The sequence below is a fragment of the Janthinobacterium svalbardense genome, from assembly GCF_002327145.1.
GTDB classification, from domain to species: domain Bacteria; phylum Pseudomonadota; class Gammaproteobacteria; order Burkholderiales; family Burkholderiaceae_D; genus Janthinobacterium; species Janthinobacterium tructae.
In genome coordinates this window covers 6,208,283-6,230,261 of the sequence record NZ_CP023422.1, presented here as the reverse complement: position 1 = coordinate 6,230,261, position 21,979 = coordinate 6,208,283, and the positions used below count along the sequence as shown (strand labels likewise).

The 21,979-nt window shown below is 57.8% G+C and carries 11 protein-coding genes, 2 tRNA genes and 3 rRNA genes; 12 read left to right on the top strand and 4 right to left on the bottom strand.

Going from position 1 to position 21,979, the window contains the following annotated elements:
• The first annotated feature begins 16 nt into the window (after window positions 1-16).
• Both CNX70_RS27720 and CNX70_RS27715 read left to right on the top strand, forming a co-directional pair.
• Window positions 17-2,089, top strand: a complete 2,073-nt coding sequence (locus CNX70_RS27720) for a 4Fe-4S binding protein (RefSeq protein WP_244198979.1) — start codon at window positions 17-19, stop codon at window positions 2,087-2,089.
• Window positions 2,079-3,089, top strand: coding sequence for an FAD:protein FMN transferase (locus CNX70_RS27715; RefSeq protein WP_096238174.1), 1,011 nt, complete (start codon window positions 2,079-2,081; stop codon window positions 3,087-3,089). Before CNX70_RS27720 ends, CNX70_RS27715 begins: the two co-directional genes overlap by 11 nt.
• Window position 3,090: 1 nt before the next feature.
• Here CNX70_RS27715 and CNX70_RS27710 read toward each other — a convergent pair whose 3' ends face one another.
• The gene (locus CNX70_RS27710) at window positions 3,091-5,079 is read right to left on the bottom strand and encodes a sigma-54-dependent Fis family transcriptional regulator (RefSeq protein WP_244198978.1); all 1,989 of its coding nucleotides are present in this window, start codon (window positions 5,077-5,079) and stop codon (window positions 3,091-3,093) included.
• Between the two features lie 630 nt (window positions 5,080-5,709).
• On the opposite strand from CNX70_RS27710, the gene CNX70_RS27705 reads away from it, so the two are divergent.
• The 5 genes from CNX70_RS27705 (at window position 5,710) to rrf (ending at window position 10,862) form a co-directional block, all read left to right on the top strand.
• A 16S ribosomal RNA gene (locus CNX70_RS27705) occupies window positions 5,710-7,239 on the top strand.
• 79 nt (window positions 7,240-7,318) lie between these two features.
• Window positions 7,319-7,394: transfer RNA gene (locus CNX70_RS27700), tRNA-Ile, on the top strand.
• Window positions 7,395-7,419: 25 nt separating this feature from the next.
• Window positions 7,420-7,495: transfer RNA gene (locus tag CNX70_RS27695), tRNA-Ala, on the top strand.
• A gap of 240 nt (window positions 7,496-7,735) precedes the next feature.
• A 23S ribosomal RNA gene (locus tag CNX70_RS27690) occupies window positions 7,736-10,611 on the top strand.
• Window positions 10,612-10,749: 138 nt separating this feature from the next.
• Window positions 10,750-10,862, top strand: a 5S ribosomal RNA gene (rrf, locus tag CNX70_RS27685).
• Together the 16S, 23S and 5S rRNA genes with 2 tRNA genes alongside form the textbook arrangement of a ribosomal RNA operon.
• A 149-nt stretch (window positions 10,863-11,011) precedes the next feature.
• On the opposite strand, the gene CNX70_RS27680 is transcribed toward rrf, so the two are convergent.
• On the bottom strand, window positions 11,012-11,584 hold the full coding sequence (locus tag CNX70_RS27680) for an acyloxyacyl hydrolase (RefSeq protein ID WP_226939462.1): 573 nt from the start codon (window positions 11,582-11,584) through the stop codon (window positions 11,012-11,014).
• A gap of 84 nt (window positions 11,585-11,668) precedes the next feature.
• Here CNX70_RS27680 and CNX70_RS27675 point away from each other — a divergent pair, with 84 nt between their 5' ends.
• Window positions 11,669-12,571: an NAD(P)-dependent oxidoreductase gene (locus CNX70_RS27675; RefSeq protein WP_425269215.1), complete on the top strand. Its 903-nt coding sequence runs from the start codon at window positions 11,669-11,671 to the stop codon at window positions 12,569-12,571.
• Here CNX70_RS27675 and CNX70_RS27670 read toward each other — a convergent pair.
• Window positions 12,568-13,761 carry a M20 aminoacylase family protein gene (locus CNX70_RS27670; protein ID WP_096238172.1) on the bottom strand — a complete coding sequence of 398 codons (1,194 nt, stop codon included), beginning with the start codon at window positions 13,759-13,761 and terminating at the stop codon, window positions 12,568-12,570. The genes CNX70_RS27675 and CNX70_RS27670 overlap by 4 nt on opposite strands.
• 205 nt (window positions 13,762-13,966) lie before the next feature.
• On the opposite strand from CNX70_RS27670, the gene CNX70_RS27665 reads away from it, so the two are divergent.
• From CNX70_RS27665 to CNX70_RS27650, 4 genes are all read left to right on the top strand, one after another.
• Window positions 13,967-16,042: a molybdopterin-containing oxidoreductase family protein gene (locus tag CNX70_RS27665; RefSeq protein WP_096238171.1), complete on the top strand. Its 2,076-nt coding sequence runs from the start codon at window positions 13,967-13,969 to the stop codon at window positions 16,040-16,042.
• Window position 16,043: 1 nt separating this feature from the next.
• Window positions 16,044-17,093, top strand: coding sequence for an aminopeptidase (locus tag CNX70_RS27660; RefSeq protein WP_096238170.1), 1,050 nt, complete (start codon window positions 16,044-16,046; stop codon window positions 17,091-17,093).
• Window positions 17,094-17,369: 276 nt separating this feature from the next.
• On the top strand, window positions 17,370-19,052 hold the full coding sequence (locus CNX70_RS27655; RefSeq protein WP_096238169.1) for a long-chain fatty acid--CoA ligase: 1,683 nt from the start codon (window positions 17,370-17,372) through the stop codon (window positions 19,050-19,052).
• A gap of 54 nt (window positions 19,053-19,106) precedes the next feature.
• Window positions 19,107-20,789, top strand: a complete 1,683-nt coding sequence (locus CNX70_RS27650; protein WP_096238168.1) for a long-chain-fatty-acid--CoA ligase — start codon at window positions 19,107-19,109, stop codon at window positions 20,787-20,789.
• Here the strand turns inward: CNX70_RS27650 and CNX70_RS27645 are convergent.
• Window positions 20,786-21,958: an acyltransferase family protein gene (locus tag CNX70_RS27645; RefSeq protein ID WP_096238167.1), complete on the bottom strand. Its 1,173-nt coding sequence runs from the start codon at window positions 21,956-21,958 to the stop codon at window positions 20,786-20,788. The genes CNX70_RS27650 and CNX70_RS27645 overlap by 4 nt on opposite strands.
• Between the last annotated feature and the right edge of the window lie 21 nt (window positions 21,959-21,979).

Below are 21,979 nucleotides of genomic sequence, written 5' to 3'. Positions count from 1 at the left end.
TGGATGCTGGTTATTTTTGCTCATTCTGGGGCAGGCGTGGGCGGGCGTGCTCACCAAGGCCGAACTGGCACGGCGTTTTCCTGCTCCCATCGTCGTCGGCGACAAGGAGACCGACTTGCCCGTCTGGCCCTTGTTCCGGCAAAACGCCACGGCTACCGAACTGGTCGGCTACGTGTTTGAATCGGTGGACCTGGCGCCCATTCCCGGCTTTTCCGGCGTGCCCGTCAATCTGCTGATTGCCATCGATCCGAAAGGCAGTTTTCTGGACGTATCCGTGCTGTCGCAACACGAACCCGTGTTTCTCGACGGCCTCGGTGAAGCGCCCCTGTTTCAATTCGTCAAACAGTACCAGGGCTTGTCGCTGAAACAGAACATTGCCATCGATGCCAGGAAGAAACGCGCGCCAGATGCGACCCACGCCGATATCGACGGCGTGTCGAAGGCCACGGCCTCCGTGCGCATCATCAACCAGAGCGTGCTGGCCTCGGCCTTGAAAGTGTCGCGCAAAAAACTGGGTTTTGCGCAAGGCCGCGACCCCGACCAGATCGCCCGCATCCGCATGGACGTGTTCGAGAAACTCAGCGCGGCGCAGATGCTCAAACAAGGCTTGATCCAGCATGTACGCCTGAGCAACAAGGATGTGGAAACCCTGTTTGCCGGCAGTCCCGGCGCCGGACTCGATGTGGAAGCCACGCGCGCGCCGGACGGCGTGTTCATCGACCTGTACCTGGCGTATGTGTCCGTGCCCACGGTGGGACGCAATCTGTTGACGGAGCGCAGCTGGAACAAATTGCGCAACCGGCTCGACGAGGGCGATCACGCCATCCTCGTCATGTCGCGCGGGCGCTACAGCGTGCTGGGCGACGATTTCGTGCGCGGCACCGTGCCGGATAGGCTGTTGCTGAAGCAGGATGGCTTGCCCATCGACATGCGCGACCTGAACCTGGAATTGCGCTTGTCGGAAGAGACTGCGTTGCCGACGGAAAATATCGCCGTGTTTCGCATCATCAGCCAGGCGGGACTCGATGCGGCCAGCCCGCTGGCGTTTTCTCTCCCCATTACGCGCAACAAGGGTATCGTGTATCCGGAACGCATCGCCCGCAACGTGGATTTCAGCTTCCGCCTGCCGGCTGATTTTTATAGCGCACCGCAAGGCGACGATGCCACATGGCGCGGCACCTGGAAGAACCGCAAGGCCGAGCTATTGACCTTGCTGGCCGGGCTGGCGCTGCTGGCCGGCGCTTTGGCCTGGCAAAAACGCCTGGTGCGCGAGGGGCGGCAATTTACCTGGTTCCGCCGCCTGTTCCTGGTGTTTACCAGCGCTTTCATCGGTTACTACGCGCAGGGGCAGTTATCGATTGTCAATATCACGGGCGTCATCCAGGCGCTGCTGGCGGGCCGCAGTCTGGGCTTCTTCCTGTTCGATCCGATGACGGTGATCCTGTGGGCTTTTGTGCTGCTCAGTCTGTTTATCTGGGGGCGCGGCACGTTTTGCGGCTGGCTGTGTCCGTTTGGCGCGCTGCAGGAATTCACGGGCAAGCTGGGCCAGTGGCTGCGCTTGCCGCAGTGGAAGATCAAGCCGCGTCTGGACGGGCGCTTGAAATGGATCAAGTATGGCTTGCTGGCGGCCATTCTTGGCAGCAGCATGTTTTCCAGCCAGATCACGGACAAGCTGGTGGAGCTGGAGCCGTTCAAGACGGCCATCACCCTGAACTTCGTGCGCGCCTGGCCCTTCGTCGCGTATGCCGTGGGTTTGCTGCTGCTCAGCAGTGTTTCCTACAAATTCTTTTGCCGCTACCTGTGTCCGTTTGGCGCGGCGCTGGCGCTGCTGGGGCGCTTTCGCCTGTTCAACTGGATTCCCCGCCGCAAGGAATGCGGCACGCCTTGCCAGACTTGCCGCCACCGTTGCGAGTATCACGCCATCGCGCCCAGCGGGAAGGTCGATTACGGCGAGTGTTTCCAGTGCATGGATTGCGTGGTGATTTACGCCAGCGATGAAAAATGCGCACCCTTGATGCTGGAAATCAAGCGTGCCCGTACCATTCCCATCGTCCGGGCCACGGCAGAGGAGAGCAGCAATGCAGCGTAGAACCTTTATTTCCGCAGCGATCGGCAGCGTGGCCGGCATGGCGGGCTTGTCCTTGCCTGGCAGCATGGCGCGCGGCACGGCCACGGCGTCCGGCGTTCGGCCTTATCAAGGCGCCGCGTTGGCGTTTGGCACGACGATCGCCGTCACCGTGTTGCACCACGATCAGCACCAGGCCGAACTGGCGATTGAAGACGCCTTGCATGCGGCCAGGAATATCGACCGCCTGATGAGTATTTACAGCCCGGCCAGCCAAGTCTTCCAGCTGAACCGTGATGGCCGTCTGGCCCGGCCGGACGCGCATCTGCTGGCCGTGCTGGCGCAGGCGCAAGCCTTGTCGCAATGGAGCGATGGGGCGTTTGATATCACCGTGCAACCCTTGTGGCAGCTGTTTCGCGCGGCGGCAGAGCAGGCAAGCTTGCCGACGGACACATTGCGTCGCGCGGTGCAGGCGCGGGTAGGCTGGCGGCAACTGGCGTGGGATAGCCGCGAAGTGCATTTTCTTCAGCCCGGCATGGCGCTGACCTTGAATGGCCTGGCGCAAGGCTACGCGGCGGACATGGCGCTGGCGGCCGTACAGGCGCGCGGCATACGGCACGCGCTGCTCGACACGGGCGAGTTCATTGCGCGCGGACAGCGTTCTCTGCGCCGCCCGTGGACCTTGGGCATCCAGGACCCGCGCGACAGGGAAATCCTGGCGGCCACCTTGAAAGTGGAGGGGCGCAGCGTGGCCACGTCAGGCGATTACGAATGCACGTTTACGCCCGACTTCGTGCATCACCACATCTTCGACCCCGCGAACGGTGATTCGCCGGGCGAACTGGCCAGCGTGACCGTGCTGGCCCCCTCGGGCTTGCTGGCCGATGGCTTGTCGACGACCTTCATGGTGATGGGGGCCGCGCGTGCGCATGCGATGGCCGCACACATGCAGGGCGTCGACCTGATGACCATCGACAAGTCGGGCCAGCGCAAGATGTCGCCTGGCTTTGCCCGTCTGCTCTAGGCTATTTCAGATGCGGCACCTTGCGATAGATCGTGTTGCGCGACACGCCCAGGGCCCGCGCCGTGGCCGAGACGTTGCCGCCATGCGCATCGAGCGACTTGAGGATCGCGCTTTGTTCCATTTCTTCCAGGTTGGCGCCGGCGGCGATCATGCGGTCCGTGCTGGCGCTGGCGGCAGTCGCTTGCGTCATCTCTATATCGTCGAGGAAATCATCAGGCATGTGGCGCAAACAGATTTCATGCTCGTCGCCTGCCATGACGATGGCCGTGCGCAAGAGATTGGTCAACTGGCGGAAGTTGCCTGGCCATTTATGCTGGTGGAACAAGCGCAGGATGTCCGGCGCCACCGTGTAGCGCGTATCGGGTGCTTCCGTTGCGAGGATTTTTTTCACGACCGTGTCCAGGTCGGTGCGCTCGCGCAGCGGCGGCAGTTTGACCACCAGGCCATTCAGGCGGTAATACAAGTCTTCGCGAAACAGTCCCTTGGCCATGCGTTCGCGCAAGTTGTGATTCGTGGCGCAAATGAGTTCCACATTGACGGTGATTGATTTGCTGCTGCCCAGCGGGGTGACCATGCGTTCCTGCAGCACGCGCAACAGCCGCGCCTGCAAGCCAAAGGGCATGTCGCCGATTTCATCGAGGAACAGGGTGCCACCATTGGCTTGCAGGATCTTGCCGATGGCCCCCTTCTTGCGCGCGCCCGTAAATGCCCCGTCTTCATAGCCGAACAGTTCAGACTCGATCAGGGTTTCCGGGATCGACGCGCAATTGACGGCGATAAACGGTCCCATGGCGCGCGGCGAGTCGTTATGGATGGCTTGCGCCAGCAATTCCTTGCCGGTGCCCGTTTCGCCCATGACGAGGATGGGAATATCGCGTCCCAATACCTTGTTGACCTTTTCTATCACCAGTTCCAGTTGCGGATCGCCCGTGCGCAGATAACGCAGGCCCGACAGGCGGCGCGCCGCGTTGGCCGCATGGCTGGCTGGCGCGGGAACCTGGGCCGGCACGGCGTTGATATCGCTATGGTCGGTGCTGGCAGTAAAGCCGTGCTGGAAGACGCTATTGGACAAGCGCAACTGCGCGCGCCCATACACGCGCACGCCGCTGTGCATGCACAGGTTCAGCAAGCCGGGTGAGGCCGTGCGGTAATGTTCGTACAGGGCAGACACGGGCAAGCCGAACAGGGAGCTGAAGGTATGGGATTGCAGCGCGGCGAATGACAGGCCCAGCTGGAACAAACCGTTTTTATTGGCGGATAAAAACCGTCCGCCCGGCGTGAATGAGGCGATGCCTTCCATCAAGGTGCCGATGAATTCGGGCCGCGCGTGGAAGTGCACGGTGATGGCGTCTTCGAAGGTGGCGGAAAACAGCTGATTCTCAATCATCAGCGCCGACATGCGCACCAAGGCCATCGTATGCTTGTGAAAGCTGCGCTGGTCGCTGGACACGTCCAGCACGCCGATGACATTACCGCGGTGGTCGGTGATCGGTGCCGCGGAGCACGTCAGGAAATGATTGGCGGCCAGGTAATGCTGGTCCGCATGGACCAACGTCGGTACTTTTTCCGTGATGGCCGTGCCGATGGCATTCGTGCCGCGGCTTTGTTCCGACCATGCCACGCCCGGCTGCAGGGCCACGCGGTTGGCTTTCTCCAGGAAATCATCGTCGCCCAGCGAATGCACGATGACGCCGTTGGCATCCGTCAAGATCACCATATTGTGCGTATTGACGATTTGCTGGTACAGCGTTTCCATGGCGGGCACTGCGTGCGTGTGCAGCATGCGGTTTTGCTCGATCAGCAAGGACAGATCGGATTTGCCGGCCGGCGTAAAGTCGGGCGTGGCCGTGGGCGACAGGCCAAAGGCGACTGAACGCTGATGGGACGTTTCGATGATGACGGGGACGTTGTCTTGTCCTGCCGGCAAAATGTTCGCGTCCGCGATGGACGAAAACGGTGCGCTACGGTAAGTAGCTGACGGTTGATACATGATCTCGTTGCCTCCGTTGGGCCCTGTACTGCGGCGCTCTTTTGAATATCGAGAGTGTTCCATAATGTAGCACCTGTCACAGATGGGAGCAAAGCAAAGCGAACCGGGCTGTCCCCAGTGTTGCTGCGAGGCCCAGAGTTGCTGCCATCAGTGCGTAGTGCATATGTCTGTATAAGCAAGTGCGGTGCCAGGGCTGTTTCTCGGAGCTGAAAAATAGCCCTTGCAGGGTGTGCGGGGCAGGGCTATAATTCGCCCCCTCGCTGAACGATGCATGCAAATGCTGAGTGAAGTGGGAAAAAAAGAAGGTTGACGAAATGCTGAAAAAGCTTCATAATCTTCCTTCTTCGCAGCTGACAAACACAACGCTTTGTCGATAGCGCGAAAGCAGTACCGAATACCGTTCTTTAACAATTAACAGTCGATAAGTGTGGGCATTTGATGTAAGTGCAGCGCCAATCTTAGGATTGGCGTCTAACTTAAAATATCAAATGTTCACAAGAAATAATGAAATAGGATACTTCTTCGGAAGTAGCCTGTCAGTTTTTTGAGTGAGCAAATCTTTTGCAATGTAAAAGATTTGGATGGTAGTAATACTGTCCGACCTGTCAGAAATGACATTAAACAGAGATTAAACTGAAGAGTTTGATCCTGGCTCAGATTGAACGCTGGCGGCATGCCTTACACATGCAAGTCGAACGGCAGCACGGAGCTTGCTCTGGTGGCGAGTGGCGAACGGGTGAGTAATATATCGGAACGTACCCTAGAGTGGGGGATAACGTAGCGAAAGTTACGCTAATACCGCATACGATCTAAGGATGAAAGTGGGGGATCGCAAGACCTCATGCTCGTGGAGCGGCCGATATCTGATTAGCTAGTTGGTAGGGTAAAAGCCTACCAAGGCATCGATCAGTAGCTGGTCTGAGAGGACGACCAGCCACACTGGAACTGAGACACGGTCCAGACTCCTACGGGAGGCAGCAGTGGGGAATTTTGGACAATGGGCGAAAGCCTGATCCAGCAATGCCGCGTGAGTGAAGAAGGCCTTCGGGTTGTAAAGCTCTTTTGTCAGGGAAGAAACGGTGAGAGCTAATATCTCTTGCTAATGACGGTACCTGAAGAATAAGCACCGGCTAACTACGTGCCAGCAGCCGCGGTAATACGTAGGGTGCAAGCGTTAATCGGAATTACTGGGCGTAAAGCGTGCGCAGGCGGTTTTGTAAGTCTGATGTGAAATCCCCGGGCTCAACCTGGGAATTGCATTGGAGACTGCAAGGCTAGAATCTGGCAGAGGGGGTAGAATTCCACGTGTAGCAGTGAAATGCGTAGATATGTGGAGGAACACCGATGGCGAAGGCAGCCCCCTGGGTCAAGATTGACGCTCATGCACGAAAGCGTGGGGAGCAAACAGGATTAGATACCCTGGTAGTCCACGCCCTAAACGATGTCTACTAGTTGTCGGGTCTTAATTGACTTGGTAACGCAGCTAACGCGTGAAGTAGACCGCCTGGGGAGTACGGTCGCAAGATTAAAACTCAAAGGAATTGACGGGGACCCGCACAAGCGGTGGATGATGTGGATTAATTCGATGCAACGCGAAAAACCTTACCTACCCTTGACATGGCTGGAATCCTTGAGAGATCAGGGAGTGCTCGAAAGAGAACCAGTACACAGGTGCTGCATGGCTGTCGTCAGCTCGTGTCGTGAGATGTTGGGTTAAGTCCCGCAACGAGCGCAACCCTTGTCATTAGTTGCTACGAAAGGGCACTCTAATGAGACTGCCGGTGACAAACCGGAGGAAGGTGGGGATGACGTCAAGTCCTCATGGCCCTTATGGGTAGGGCTTCACACGTCATACAATGGTACATACAGAGCGCCGCCAACCCGCGAGGGGGAGCTAATCGCAGAAAGTGTATCGTAGTCCGGATTGTAGTCTGCAACTCGACTGCATGAAGTTGGAATCGCTAGTAATCGCGGATCAGCATGTCGCGGTGAATACGTTCCCGGGTCTTGTACACACCGCCCGTCACACCATGGGAGCGGGTTTTACCAGAAGTAGGTAGCTTAACCGTAAGGAGGGCGCTTACCACGGTAGGATTCGTGACTGGGGTGAAGTCGTAACAAGGTAGCCGTATCGGAAGGTGCGGCTGGATCACCTCCTTTCTAGAGTTTGCACGAATCAGAAATGATTCACGCATCAAATGTTCACACTTATCGGCTGTTAAAATAAAGAACAGCATTTGGGGCTGTAGCTCAGCTGGTTAGAGCACCGTGTTGATAACGCGGGGTCGTTGGTTCGAGTCCAACCAGCCCTACCAGTTTCTGTAGTCTGGAAATACCCTAGGGGGATTAGCTCAGCTGGGAGAGCACCTGCTTTGCAAGCAGGGGGTCGTCGGTTCGATCCCGTCATCCTCCACCAAAAGTTCAAACGTAAGTTGATCACATCGGTGATTGAATTTAGGTTTGGTCTTTTCGAGACCAAGTGCTGTATGTTCTTTAACAATCTGGAAGAAGTAAAGATTATTTATTGATTGGTTTGCCGTAAAAAGCAAATCGATGGGTAATGATTGTATGTATCAACAAACAAGCAACAACGTTGTACTTTCTTATCCCTGTAGCGCTCTTTCCTCATGCAAATGATGAGAGGCTAACGTTATAGGGACAAGCGAATAAGTGCACATGGTGGATGCCTTGGCGATTACAGGCGATGAAGGACGTAGTAGCTTGCGATAAGCTGCGGGGAGTGAGCAAACACACTTTGATCCGCAGATTTCCGAATGGGGCAACCCACCCTTTTAGGGGATTGCATACTGAATACATAGGTATGCAAGGCGAACGCGGCGAACTGAAACATCTAAGTAGCTGCAGGAAAAGAAATCAACCGAGATTCCCAAAGTAGCGGCGAGCGAAATGGGAAGAGCCTGCATGTTTTAGCATGACGCATAACAGAATCCTCTGGAAATAGGAGCCATAGACGGTGATAGCCCGGTACGTGAAATGCGATGTGTGGAACTAAGCATGCGACAAGTAGGGCGGGACACGTGACATCCTGTCTGAATATGGGGGGACCATCCTCCAAGGCTAAATACTCGTAATCGACCGATAGTGAACCAGTACCGTGAGGGAAAGGCGAAAAGAACCCCGGAAGGGGAGTGAAATAGATCCTGAAACCGTGTGCATACAAACAGTAGGAGCGGACTTGTTCCGTGACTGCGTACCTTTTGTATAATGGGTCAGCGACTTACATTCAGTGGCAAGGTTAACCATATAGGGAAGCCGTAGAGAAATCGAGTCCGAATAGGGCGATCAGTCGCTGGGTGTAGACCCGAAACCAAGTGATCTACTCATGGCCAGGATGAAGGTGCGGTAACACGCCCTGGAGGTCCGAACCCACTAATGTTGAAAAATTAGGGGATGAGCTGTGGGTAGGGGTGAAAGGCTAAACAAACTTGGAAATAGCTGGTTCTCTCCGAAAACTATTTAGGTAGTGCCTCAAGTATCACCATCGGGGGTAGAGCACTGTTATGGCTAGGGGGTCATTGCGACTTACCAAACCATTGCAAACTCCGAATACCGATGAGTGCGAGCTTGGGAGACAGACGTCGGGTGCTAACGTCCGGCGTCAAGAGGGAAACAACCCAGACCGCCAGCTAAGGTCCCAAAGATTGGCTAAGTGGAAAACGAAGTGGGAAGGCTAAAACAGTCAGGATGTTGGCTTAGAAGCAGCCATCATTTAAAGAAAGCGTAATAGCTCACTGATCGAGTCGTCCTGCGCGGAAGATGTAACGGGGCTAAGCCAGTCACCGAAGCTGCGGATATCCTTTATTGGATATGGTAGGAGAGCGTTCTGTAAGCCTGCGAAGGTGTCTTGTAAAGGATGCTGGAGGTATCAGAAGTGCGAATGCTGACATGAGTAGCGATAATGGGGGTGAAAAGCCTCCACGCCGTAAGCCCAAGGTTTCCTGTTCAACGTTCATCGGAGCAGGGTGAGTCGGCCCCTAAGGCGAGGCAGAGATGCGTAGCTGATGGGAAGCAGGTTAATATTCCTGCACCGTCGTATGATGCGATGGGGGGACGGATCGCGGAAGGTTGTCCAACTGTTGGAATAGTTGGTTTTTGGCTCATAGAAGGCACTTAGGCAAATCCGGGTGCGTAATTCAAGGGGTTGAGACGAGTGCACTTGTGCACGAAGCAATCGGAAGTGGTTCCAAGAAAAGCCTCTAAGCTTCAGTCATACGAGACCGTACCGCAAACCGACACAGGTGGGCGAGATGAGTATTCTAAGGCGCTTGAGAGAACTCGGGAGAAGGAACTCGGCAAATTGGTACCGTAACTTCGGGAAAAGGTACGCCCCGGTAGCTTGATTGGTTTACTCCATGAGGGTGAAAGGGTTGCAATAAACTGGTGGCTGCGACTGTTTAATAAAAACACAGCACTCTGCAAACACGAAAGTGGACGTATAGGGTGTGACGCCTGCCCGGTGCTGGAAGATTAAATGATGGGGTGCAAGCTCTTGATTGAAGTCCCAGTAAACGGCGGCCGTAACTATAACGGTCCTAAGGTAGCGAAATTCCTTGTCGGGTAAGTTCCGACCTGCACGAATGGCGTAACGATGGCCACACTGTCTCCTCCCGAGACTCAGCGAAGTTGAAATGTTTGTGATGATGCAATCTACCCGCGGCTAGACGGAAAGACCCCATGAACCTTTACTGTAGCTTTGCATTGGACTTTGAACCAATCTGTGTAGGATAGGTGGGAGGCTTTGAAGCGGGGACGCTAGTTCTCGTGGAGCCAACCTTGAAATACCACCCTGGTTTGTTTGAGGTTCTAACCTTGGTCCGTTATCCGGATCGGGGACAGTGCATGGTAGGCAGTTTGACTGGGGCGGTCTCCTCCTAAAGTGTAACGGAGGAGTTCGAAGGTACGCTAGATACGGTCGGACATCGTGTTGATAGTGCAATGGCATAAGCGTGCTTAACTGCGAGACTGACAAGTCGAGCAGGTACGAAAGTAGGACATAGTGATCCGGTGGTTCTGTATGGAAGGGCCATCGCTCAACGGATAAAAGGTACTCTGGGGATAACAGGCTGATTCCTCCCAAGAGTTCATATCGACGGGGGAGTTTGGCACCTCGATGTCGGCTCATCACATCCTGGGGCTGTAGCCGGTCCCAAGGGTATGGCTGTTCGCCATTTAAAGTGGTACGTGAGCTGGGTTTAAAACGTCGTGAGACAGTTTGGTCCCTATCTGCCGTGGGCGTTGGAAATTTGAAGGGGGCTGCTCCTAGTACGAGAGGACCGGAGTGGACGTATCTCTGGTGTACCGGTTGTCACGCCAGTGGCATTGCCGGGTAGCTAAATACGGAAGAGATAACCGCTGAAAGCATCTAAGCGGGAAACTTGCCTTGAGATGAGATTTCCCAGAGCCTTGAGCTCTTTGAAGGGTCGTTCGAGACCAGGACGTTGATAGGCTGGGTGTGGAAGTGCAGTAATGCATTAAGCTAACCAGTACTAATTGCCCGTACGGCTTGTCCCTATAACCTTAGCAGGTACAGAGGATAAGACGGTACAACGTTGTGCGTTTGTTGATACTACTATTCATTACCCCAATCTTTGCTTCTTCCAGATTCAGGCTTTGTCGCTCCATTGAGGACAAATGCCAGTACAAGTTATGCCTGATGACCATAGCAAGTTGGTCCCACCCCTTCCCATCCCGAACAGGACCGTGAAACAACTTTGCGCCGATGATAGTGCTGCAACCAGTGTGAAAGTAGGTTATCGTCAGGCTTGTTATTCGCAGTAGAGAAAAACCCGATCAGCAATGGTCGGGTTTTTTTTCGTCTGGCGCGTTTGTCACTATAAAAGCGCAGGTTTTACAGCGTACAGGCGTAAAAAAAGGCAGCGCTACGCGCTGCCTTTGTCATTTATCAAACCCATTAAAAGTGATAAGCGACTTTGACATTCATATAATTGACGCCACTGTTAGGCTTTTTGTAGCCGCCATTCGAGAAATGCTGGATCTTCGCAGCGACTTCCCATTTGTTATTGAAGATATAGCCGACGCCGATATGGTCGCCGAACTGGAAGTGGGTCGACAGACGGTTATCGTCGTTGTCGTACAGCTTGGACAGCATGTGTACGCCAATACCGCCTTCCGCATAGAAACCCAGCTTGTTTGTGTTTTCAAAGCGGAACACGGGAGTAAAGCCCAGATCCCACAGTTTTTGATGCTGGCCAGGGACGTTGCGATAGCTCTTGCCATCCCAACCGCCGATGCTGGCATCCCAGTAACCGCTCAGCTGCGTACCATTCGATACAAACCAGGCCTTATCCCAGTTCGAGGTCACGCCGGCGCGTACCATTTGTACCTTCACGCCCTTGGCATATTCGCCGTAGACGGAGTCGATCAGTTTGTCGTCGGCGGCAAAGCCGGCGTTGGCCGCCATCAGCGCGGTAACGGCGGCGATGGATTTGAGGAGATTCTTCTTGAAGAACATAGAGGCTTTCATCGTAAAATTGGCCGATAGGCTATTGTTGTACAGGCACCTTGCTTTGCATGCCGCTCTCGCCACTTGTTGATATCAGGGGTTCAATTGACATTCTCTACAAAAATCGCATTTCTCGGTATCGGTCTGATGGGGGATCCGATGGTTCGGTGCCTGCTACGCGCTGGATATTTTGTCACAATTTGGAATCGCACGCACAGCAAGGCCGAAGTCCTGCGTGCGGCAGGGGCGCAGCCAGCCATTTCCATAGCTGAGGCGGTCAGCGGTGCGGACGTGGTCATCTCGATGCTGGAAGCCGGTCCCATCGTGGCGCAGGTGCTGCAAGAGGCGTTACCGGCCTTGTCCGATGGTGCGTTGTGGATCGATATGAGTTCCACCAAGCAATCGGAAGCCCAGCAATTTCATGCCACCTTGCAGGCGGCAGGCCATGCCTTCATCGATGCGCCCGTGTCGGGCGGCGTCGGCGGGGCGCAGGCGGGCACCTTGGCCATCATGGCCGGCGCCAGCACCAGCGATTACGCGCGGGTTGAGGCGATTCTGGCGGCCATGGGCCGACCGGCTCTGGTGGGCCCGCCCGGCAGCGGACAGGTGGCCAAGCTGTGCAATCAGCTGATCGTCGGTGCCACCTTGACCATCGTTGCCGAAGCGCTGTTGCTGGCCCAGGCGGCCGGCGCCGATGTGAGCGCCGTACGGGCAGCCATCCGCGGCGGTTTTGCTGAGAGCAAGATTTTGGAGGTACATGGCCAGCGCATGTTGGAGCGCAATTTTGTTGCCGGTGGGCAGGTGAAGAGCCAGATCAAGGATATGCACAACATCCTCGCGGCGGCCGAAGCGGCGCACGTCACCTTGCCGGTGACGCAACTGGTGACGCAGCGCTATGAAACCCTCGCCACGAGCCACCCGACAGCCGACCATGCGGCGGCCTTGCTGGCCCTGGAAGCGTTGAATCCGGGCCAGCGCCTCGGTGACGGCCCGGACAAGCTCAGTTAAGCGATGGGCAGGCTCGCTTCGGCCAGTTTGACCCAGAAACTGGCGCCAATCGGCAGTAATTGGTCATTGAAGTCGTAGCTGCCATTGTGCAGAACGCATGGCCCCAGGCCGTGACCGCCATCGCGGTGCTCGCCATCGCCATTGCCGATGAAGATGTAGCAGCCGGCTTTTTCTTGCAGGAAGAAGGCGAAATCTTCCGCGCCCATGGTCGGTTCAACATTCGCGTTGACCTTGTCGGCCCCCACCACGCTTTTCATCACCTCGACGGCAAACGCCGTTTCTTTCGCATGGTTGACCAGCGGCGGATAGTTGCGCTTGAAGTGGAACTCGACTTCGGCGCCAAAGGCGGCGGCCGTGTGCACGGCGATCTGGCGCATGCGCTCTTCGATCAGGTCCAGCACGGGCGTGGTGAAGGTGCGCACGGTGCCGACCAGGCTGGCATCGTCGGGAATGACATTGGTGGCGCTGCCCGCATGGATTTGCGTGATGGACAGCACGGCCGTATCGAGCGGGCTCTTGTTGCGCGTGATGACGGTTTGCCAGCTTTGCGCGATTTGCACGGCCACCATCACGGGATCGATGCCCTTGTGGGGCTGGGCCGCGTGCGCGCCCTTGCCTTTGACGGTGACGTGGAATTCATTGCTCGACGCCATCATCGGCCCTTCTACCACGCTCAGGGTGCCTGTTTCGGCGCCTGGCCAGTTATGCATGCCGTAGATGGCATCCATGGGAAACTTGCTGAACAAGCCGTCTGCTATCATTTCGCGCGCGCCGGCGCCGCCCTCTTCGGCCGGCTGGAAGATCAGGTACACGGTGCCGTCGAAATGGCGGTGTTGCGCCAGGTAATGGGCGGCACCGAGCAGCATGGCCGTGTGGCCGTCGTGGCCGCAGGCGTGCATTTTCCCCGGGTGGCGTGAAGCATGCTCGAAAGTATTCATTTCCTGCATCGGCAAGGCATCCATGTCGGCGCGCAGGCCGATGGCGCGTGTCGAGGTGCCATGCTGGATGATGCCGACCACGCCAGTGCGGCCCAGGCCGCGTACCACGGGAATGCCCCATTCCGTCAGTTTGGCGGCAACCACGTCCGAGGTGCGCTGTTCTTCGTAGCACAGCTCGGGGTGCGCATGCAGGTCGCGGCGGATACCTTGCAGCTCGGATTGAAACGCCAAGATGGGATCAACTAGTTTCATGGAACTCTCCTGTGGATGCTGGCACGCAGCAATGTATGGCGCGCCGGACCGCGCTGTTTGATCAAAAACAGGCTCGGCTAATCATGCATTGTAGCCCTTGTTTGCCGTGTAAATCCAGCGCACGGACCAGCTTGCCATGGCGCCAACAGCAAGCGCGCGGAATGGTTTACAGTATCGCCTTCCCCCAACGTTTTTGGAATGCACCATGACCACCACCCAAGTGCGCGCCGCCTGCCCGCTCGACTGCCCCGATACTTGCGCCTTGCTGGTCACCGTGACCGATGGCGTGGCAACAGCCGTCAAGGGCGATCCTGATCACCCGACCACGGCTGGCGTGCTGTGCACCAAGGTGTCGCGCTTCACGGAACGCACCTACCATGCGGACCGGCTGCTGCATCCGCTGCGCCGCGTGGGCAAGAAGGGGGAGGGCAAGTTCGAACGCATCAGTTGGGAAGAAGCATTGCAGACCATCGCGGCCCGCTTGAAACCGATCGCCGCGCGCGATCCGCAGGCAATCTTGCCGTACAGCTACTGCGGTACCATGGGCCTGGTGCAAGGCGAGTCGATGTCGTCGCGCTTTTTCAACCAGCTCGGTGCCTCCCTGCTGGACCGCACCATCTGCGCCTCGGCCGGCGCCACCGGCTACCGCTACACGGTGGGCGCCAGCATCGGCACGGACCTGGAACAATTCCAGAACGCAAAATTGATCATCATCTGGGGCGGCAATCCGATCGCCTCTAACCTGCACTTCTGGATGCGTGCGCAAGAGGCCAAGCGCAACGGCGCGACCTTGATCGCCATCGACCCGTATCGCTCGCTGACGGCCGAAAAATGCCACCAGCATATCGCCTTGCTGCCCGGTACCGATGCGGCCCTGGCGCTGGGCTTGATGCATGTCTTGATCACGGAAAACCTGGTTGACCAGGACTATATCGACCGCTACACCGTGGGCTATGCGGAACTGAAACAGCGCGCGCTGGCATGGCCGCCCGAGCGCGTGGCCGAGGTGTGCGGCATCACGGCTACGGAAGTGGTGGAACTGGCGCGCCTGTACGGTCAGGCGTGCCGCTCTGGCGAGGGTGCCGCCATCCGTACCAACTACGGCGTGCAGCGCGTGCATGGCGGCGGCATGGCGGTGCGCAATATCGCCTGCCTGCCGGCTCTGACGGGCGCCTGGCGCCATCCTGCCGGCGGCATGCAGCTGTCGAGCTCGGGTTCCTTTCCCGTCAACCGCAAGGCCTTGCAGCGCCCGGATTTGCTCAAGGGCACGCCGCGCACCATCAACATGAGCACCATCGGCGACGATCTGCTGAAAACCAGCTCGCCCGAGTTTGGCCCGCAAGTGGAAGCCGTGATCGTCTACAACTCGAATCCCCTGGCGGTGGCGCCCGATTCCTCGAAAGTGGCGCAGGGCTTTGCCCGTGAAGACTTATTTACGGTCGTGCTCGAACATTTCCAGACGGACACCGTCGATTACGCCGACATCGTGCTGCCCGCCACCACGCAGCTCGAACACGTCGATGCGCACTCCACCTACGGCCACCTGTACATGATGGCGAACAATGCGGCCGTGGCGCCGCTGGGCGAAGCGAAGGCGAATACGGAAATCTTCCGCCTGCTGGCCCGATACATGGGCTTTGATGATCCGTGCTTCCAGGAAAGCGACGATGCGCTGGCGGCCAAGGCCTTCGATGCGACGGATGCGCGCGCCGTGCATTTCGACTGGGAATCGCTGAAACGCACGGGCTGGCAAAAGCTGGCCATGCCCGAGGCGCCATTTGCCGAGGGTGGTTTCCCCACGCCATCGGGCAAATGCGAGTTTTATTCCAGCGCCATGGCGCAGGCGGGACTCGATCCCTTGCCGACGTATATCGCGCCGCACGAATCGTTGGCCAGCAATCCCGCGCTGGCGGCGCGTTTCCCGCTGGCCATGATTTCCCCGCCGGCGCGCAATTTCCTCAATTCCACGTTCGTCAACGTGAAAAGCCTGCGCGCAGCCGAAGGCGAGCCGCACCTCGATATTCATCCCGATGATGCTGCCGCACGCGGTATCGCCGCCGGTGACATGGTGCGCATCTTCAATGACCGTGGCAGCTTTGTTGCCAAGGCCAGGGTCACGGACAAGGCGAGACGGGGCCTGGTGGTGGGCTTGTCCGTGTGGTGGAAGAAACTCGCCAGCGATGGCAAAAACGCCAATGAAGTGACCAGCCAGCGCCTGACGGACATGGGCCGCGCGCCGACCTTCTACGATACGCTGGTCGAAGTGGAAAAGGTTGCCTGACATGCTGCGCTGGCCGGCCTGCTTGTTTGTCGGCACGGTGTGCCTGCTGCTGAGCGGCTGCACGCAGCTGCGTTACTACACGCAAGCGGCGCAAGGACAATATGCCTTGTGGTCCGGCGCGCGCCCCATCGATGCCTGGCTGGACGACCCGGCCACCGAGCCGCGCCTGAAAGTGCGTCTGGCCAAGGCGCAGCAGATCCGCCGCTTTGCGGTCAGCGAGCTGGACTTGCCCGACAATGGCAGTTACAAGAACTACGCTACCCTGCGGCGTCCATTTGTGCTGTGGAACGTGGTGGCCACGCCGGAATTGTCGCTGCAGCCGCTGCAATGGTGTTTTCCCATCGCCGGCTGCGTCAGCTATCGTGGCTATTACAGCAAGGAAGAGGCACTCGCGTATGTCGAGGAGTTGCGCGCCCAGCATTACGACGTGCAGGTGAGCGGCGTGCCCGCGTATTCCACCCTGGGCTGGTTCGATGATCCCCTGCTGTCGACCTTTATCAATTACAACGATGCGGAACTGGCGCGCCTGATCTTCCATGAGCTGGCGCACCAGGTGGTGTACGTGCCCGGCGATTCGGCCTTCAACGAGTCGTTTGCCAGTGCGGTGGAAGAGGCGGGCGTGCAGCGCTGGCTGGCGCGCGAGGGCAATGACGCCATGCGCGCGTCATACGCCCAGTATGCGGCGCGGCGCCAGGATTTCCTGGCCTTGCTGCTGACATACCGGGGCAAGCTGGAGGCCGTGTATGCGAGCGGCGCCAGCGAGGCGGACAAGCGCGCGCGCAAGGCGCAGGTGTTTGCGGCATTGCAAGACGCGTATCAGGTATTGAAGCAAGACTGGGGTGGTTTTGCCGGTTACGACCGCTGGTTCGAGCAGCCATTGAGCAATGCGCACCTCGCTTCGGTGTCGACCTACAATGAATTTTTGCCTGCCTTCAAAAAATTGCTGGAAGAAAAAAAGAACTTTCGTGCTTTTTATGCTGCAGTGCACACAATGGCCCAGATCAAGAAGCCTGAGCGCAGGCATGCGCTGGAACAATTGTCCAGCCCCTGACCCGTAAAGATTGTCCCATACGGCGAGGCAAGCGATTCGGTAACAGTGTATTTATCATGCTGCAGTGCAGCACAAAATGCCCTTAGAGTTGCTGCTCGAATACTGTTGAAAGCGCTTGCATGGAAGCGCGGCGCCCGATAGCATCGCATTAGTAGCATAGAGCAATTGCTCGTCAAAATGCTCAAACTGACTGCAGGACGACAGAATCCGCAGCAATGATCCGCGCCGGCAGGCTGCGCCGGCTCCCCCACGATTATTCGAGACAAGAGGCACAGGATGGAAAAAATTTGGCTGAAGTCGTATCCTCCCGGCGTTCCCGCCGACATCGATCCTGATCAATATCGTTCGCTGGTGCATTTGCTGGAAGAAGCGTTTCAAAAATATGCAGACCGCAATGCCTATGTCTGCATGGACAAATTTCTCACCTATGCCGAACTCGACACCTATTCGCGCCAGCTCGGTGCCTGGCTGCAAAGCCGTGGCCTTAAGAAGGGTGCGCGTGTCGCCCTGATGATGCCAAACGTGCTGCAGTATCCGGTGGCCATCGCCGCCGTGCTGCGCGCCGGTTACACGGTGGTCAACGTCAACCCGCTGTACACGCCGCGCGAACTAGAGCATCAGCTCAACGATTCGGGCAGCGAAGCCATCATCGTGCTGGAAAACTTCGCCCATACGCTGGAACAAGTGTTGAGCAAGACGGCCATCAAGCACATCGTCGTCGCCAGCATGGGCGAGATGCTGGGCGGTTTGAAGGGCATGCTCGTCAATTTTGTCGTGCGCAACGTCAAGAAGATGGTGCCTGCGTATTCCTTGCCGAACGCCATGCGTTTCAAGCAGGCGCTGGCGCTGGGCAGCCGCATGAAACTCACGCCCGTCGAGCTGAGCATCAACGACGCCGCCTTCCTGCAATACACGGGTGGCACGACGGGCGTGTCAAAAGGTGCGACCTTGAGCCACCGCAATGTGATCGCGAATGTGCTGCAGAGCGAAGCCTGGTCGGGCGCGGCGCTCGATCCGAACAGCCGCGAGCAGCTGATCATCGTCTGCGCCTTGCCGCTGTACCATATCTTTGCCCTGACGGCGTGCGCAATGTGGGGCACGCGCGTGGGCGCCCTGAATATCCTGATCCCGAATCCGCGCGATATCCCGGGCCTGATCAAGGAGCTGGGCAAGTACAAGTTCAACTTGTTGCCGGCGGTCAATACGCTGTATAACGCGCTGGTGAATCACCCCGACTTCGCCAGGCTCGATTTCTCGGGCTTGAAGATTGCCAATGGCGGCGGCATGGCGGTGCAGCAAGCCGTTAATGACAAATGGCTGCAAGCGACGGGCGTGTCCATCATCGAGGGTTATGGCCTGTCGGAAACGTCGCCCGTCGCCACGTGCAACCGCGCCGACAGCACGGTGTTTTCCGGCACCATCGGCTTGCCGATTCCGTCGACCGAAATCGCGATTCTCGACGATGACGGCAAGGAAGTGCCGCTGGGGCAGACGGGCGAGATCGCCATCCGTGGCCCGCAAGTGATGACGGGCTACTGGAACCGTCCCGATGAAACTGCGAAGGTCATGACGGCCGACGGCTATTTCAAATCGGGCGACGTGGGCATCATGGATGAGCGCGGCTACGTGAAAATCGTGGATCGCAAGAAAGACATGATCCTCGTCTCCGGCTTCAACGTGTATCCGAACGAAGTCGAAGCCGTTATCGCAGCCCATCCGGGCGTGCTCGAGTGCGCCTGCGTGGGCGTGCCCGATGAGCATTCGGGTGAAGCCGTGAAAGTGTTTGTCGTGCGCAAGGACCCGGACCTGACCCAGGCCGTGCTGGCCGCGTATTGCAAGGAACAATTCACGGGCTACAAGCGGCCGAAATACATCGAGTTCCGCGATGAACTGCCGAAAACCAACGTCGGCAAGATTTTGCGTCGCGCCCTGCGTGACGAGAAAAAGATAGCAGCATAAACAATGTGGATGCGCCAGGAGGCGCATCCCTTTTACAGATAAAGATGAGGCGAGATGGACAAGATTTGGTTGAAGTCATACCCGGACAGCGTTCCCGCAGAGATAGATTGCACGCAATACCGTTCCGTGACACATTTGCTGGAAGAGTCATTCCAGAAATATGCGGACCGCAACGCTTTCGTGTGCATGGATAAATTCCTTACCTACCGCGAGCTCGACCAGTTGTCGCAGCAGATGGGGGCCTGGCTGCAAAGCAAGGGCCTGCAACGGGGTGCGCGCGTGGCGATCATGCTGCCGAACGTGCTGCAATATCCGGTGGCCATGGCGGCGATTTTGCGCGCCGGCTACACGGTGGTGAACGTCAACCCGCTGTACACGCCGCGTGAATTGCAGCACCAGCTGATCGATTCGGGCAGCGAAGCGATCATCGTGCTGGAAAACTTCGCCACCACGGTGGAGCAGGTGTTGCCGCATACCCAGGTCAAACATGTGATCGTCGCCACCATGGGCGATTTGCTGGGTGGCTTGAAGGGCACGATTGTTAATTTCGTCGTGCGCAAGATCAAGAAAATGGTACCCGCGTTTTCCTTGCCGGGCGCCATCAGTTTCAACAAGATGCTGGCCGAAGGTACGCGCCTGACCTTGCAGCCGGTGCAGCAGGGGCATGACGATATCGTCTTCCTGCAATACACGGGAGGCACGACGGGCGTCTCAAAAGGCGCGATGCTGTTGCACCGTAACGTGATCGCCAACGTGCTGCAGAACGAGGCGTGGATGTCGCCCGTGATGACGCCTGAAATGCGCGCCACCTCGATGGGCTTCATGTGCGCCTTGCCCCTGTATCACATCTATTCGCTGACGGTCAGCGCCCTGATGGGCATGCGCCTGGGCGGCATGAGCGTGCTGATTCCCAATCCGCGCGACATCCCCGGTTTCGTCAAGGAATTGGCCAAGCACAAGATCGTCGTCTTTCCGGCCGTCAATACCCTGTACAACGCGCTGCTGAACAATGCCGAGTTTGCCAAGCTCGATTTCTCCAGCTACAAGGTGTGCAATGGCGGCGGCATGGCCCTGCAGCGCAACGTGGCCGAACGCTGGCTGAAACTGACGGGCTGCCCGCTGATCGAAGGCTATGGCATGTCGGAAACATCGCCCGTGGTGACGGGCAACCGCGTCGACATCACGGAATTCACGGGTACCATCGGCTTGCCTTTCCCGTCGACGGAAGTGGCGATCTTGAACGATGATGGCGTGGAAGTACCGCTGGGTGAACCGGGCGAAATCGCCGTGCGCGGCCCGCAAGTGATGGCCGGCTACTGGCAGCGTCCGGACGAAACGGCCAAGTCGATGACGGCCGACGGCTACTTCAAGACGGGCGACGTGGGCGTCATGGACGAGCGCGGCTACGTGAAGATCGTGGACCGCAAGAAAGACATGATCATCGTCTCCGGCTTCAACGTGTATCCGAATGAAGTGGAAGACGTGGTTTCATCGTGCCCGGGCGTGCTGGAATGCGCGTGCATCGGCGTGCCGGACGCCAACGCGGGCGAAGCCGTGAAAGTGTTTGTCGTGCGCAAGGATCCGAACCTGACGGTGGAACAGATCCGCGAGCATTGCAAGCATGAATTGACGGCCTACAAGAAACCGAAATACATCGAGTTCCGCGATGAATTGCCGAAAACCAACGTCGGCAAGATCTTGCGCCGTCAATTGCGCGACGAAAAGAAGGTTGCCTAATTCGCCGCCAGGGCCGTGTCCGCCGCCAGGTTCCTCCCTGGGCGGGCGGGCAAGCCGAAGCAGGGGCGCAGCCAGTTCACCTTGCTGATCAGCAGCGAGGTTCCCAGCCAGCAGGTCGCCACCGTGCCAGCCAATATCAGCAGCGGTTCGAGCACGGGGCCCAGCTTCAGGGGCACCAGCCAGTAGGCCAGCAGCACGATCGCGCTCTGGTGCAGTATGTACCAGGGAAAGACGGCCTGGCGGGCCCAAGGCAGCCAGGCAAACGGGCGGTTCAATAGCGTATGCGACCAGCCCAGGATGGCGCAGATGGCCAGCCACATGTACAGGTTGCGCATGGGCCAGGAGCCGGCCGAGGCCCAGGTCAGCAGGTTTTCCGAATAAATCTGGTCAAATACCATGTACACGGCAAACGCCCCCAGACCCAGCCATAGCGTCTGCCAGCGCAGGCGCGTCAGTTCTGCCCACAATCCCTTGTCATTACCCAGCCACCAGCCATACACGAACATGGTGAAATAGATGCTGTGCGCATACCAGTCGTGCACCACCGCATGGGTTTCCGGATAGCGCATTTTCAGGAACACCGTGGCGGCAAGGGTGGGCAGCGCAGGCAAGACCAGCAAGCGCCAGCCGCGCAAGTGCTGGAACAGGGGGCGCAGCGCCGCCAGCAGCGGCTGCAGCGCTACCAGCACGGTGATGTACAGCAGCAAGTACACCAGATACCACAAGTGATTCCACGTAAAACCATATTGCCAGCCTGCAAAGGCGCCGGCAGGCCAGGCATGGCCGCCAAAGTAATGCAGCAAGAACTGTCCATAGCCGGGTTCGACCAGGCCGTTGCTGACGCCTTCGCAATACGGCTGGAGGGGGATGATGACGGCCATGCCGAACAGCAGCGGCAACAGCAGCCGCTTGGTCCTGCGCCAGAGGAAGGCGCCGCGCGAGGTCTGCGTCATCATGGCGCACGACACGCCGGAGATGAGAAAGACGATTTCCATGCGCCAGCGGTTGATGAAGACCAGCGGCATGTTCAGGGCATCGGTGGCATAGCTGCTGCGCATATGAAAGTCCGTCCCTTCCACGTACATCAGGGCCGTGTGAAAGAAGATCAGCAGGCTGAAGACGAGAAAGCGCAGGGCATCAATATCGTGACGGCGGGAATCGTGGTTCATGATCGGAGGCGAGTGGTGAAG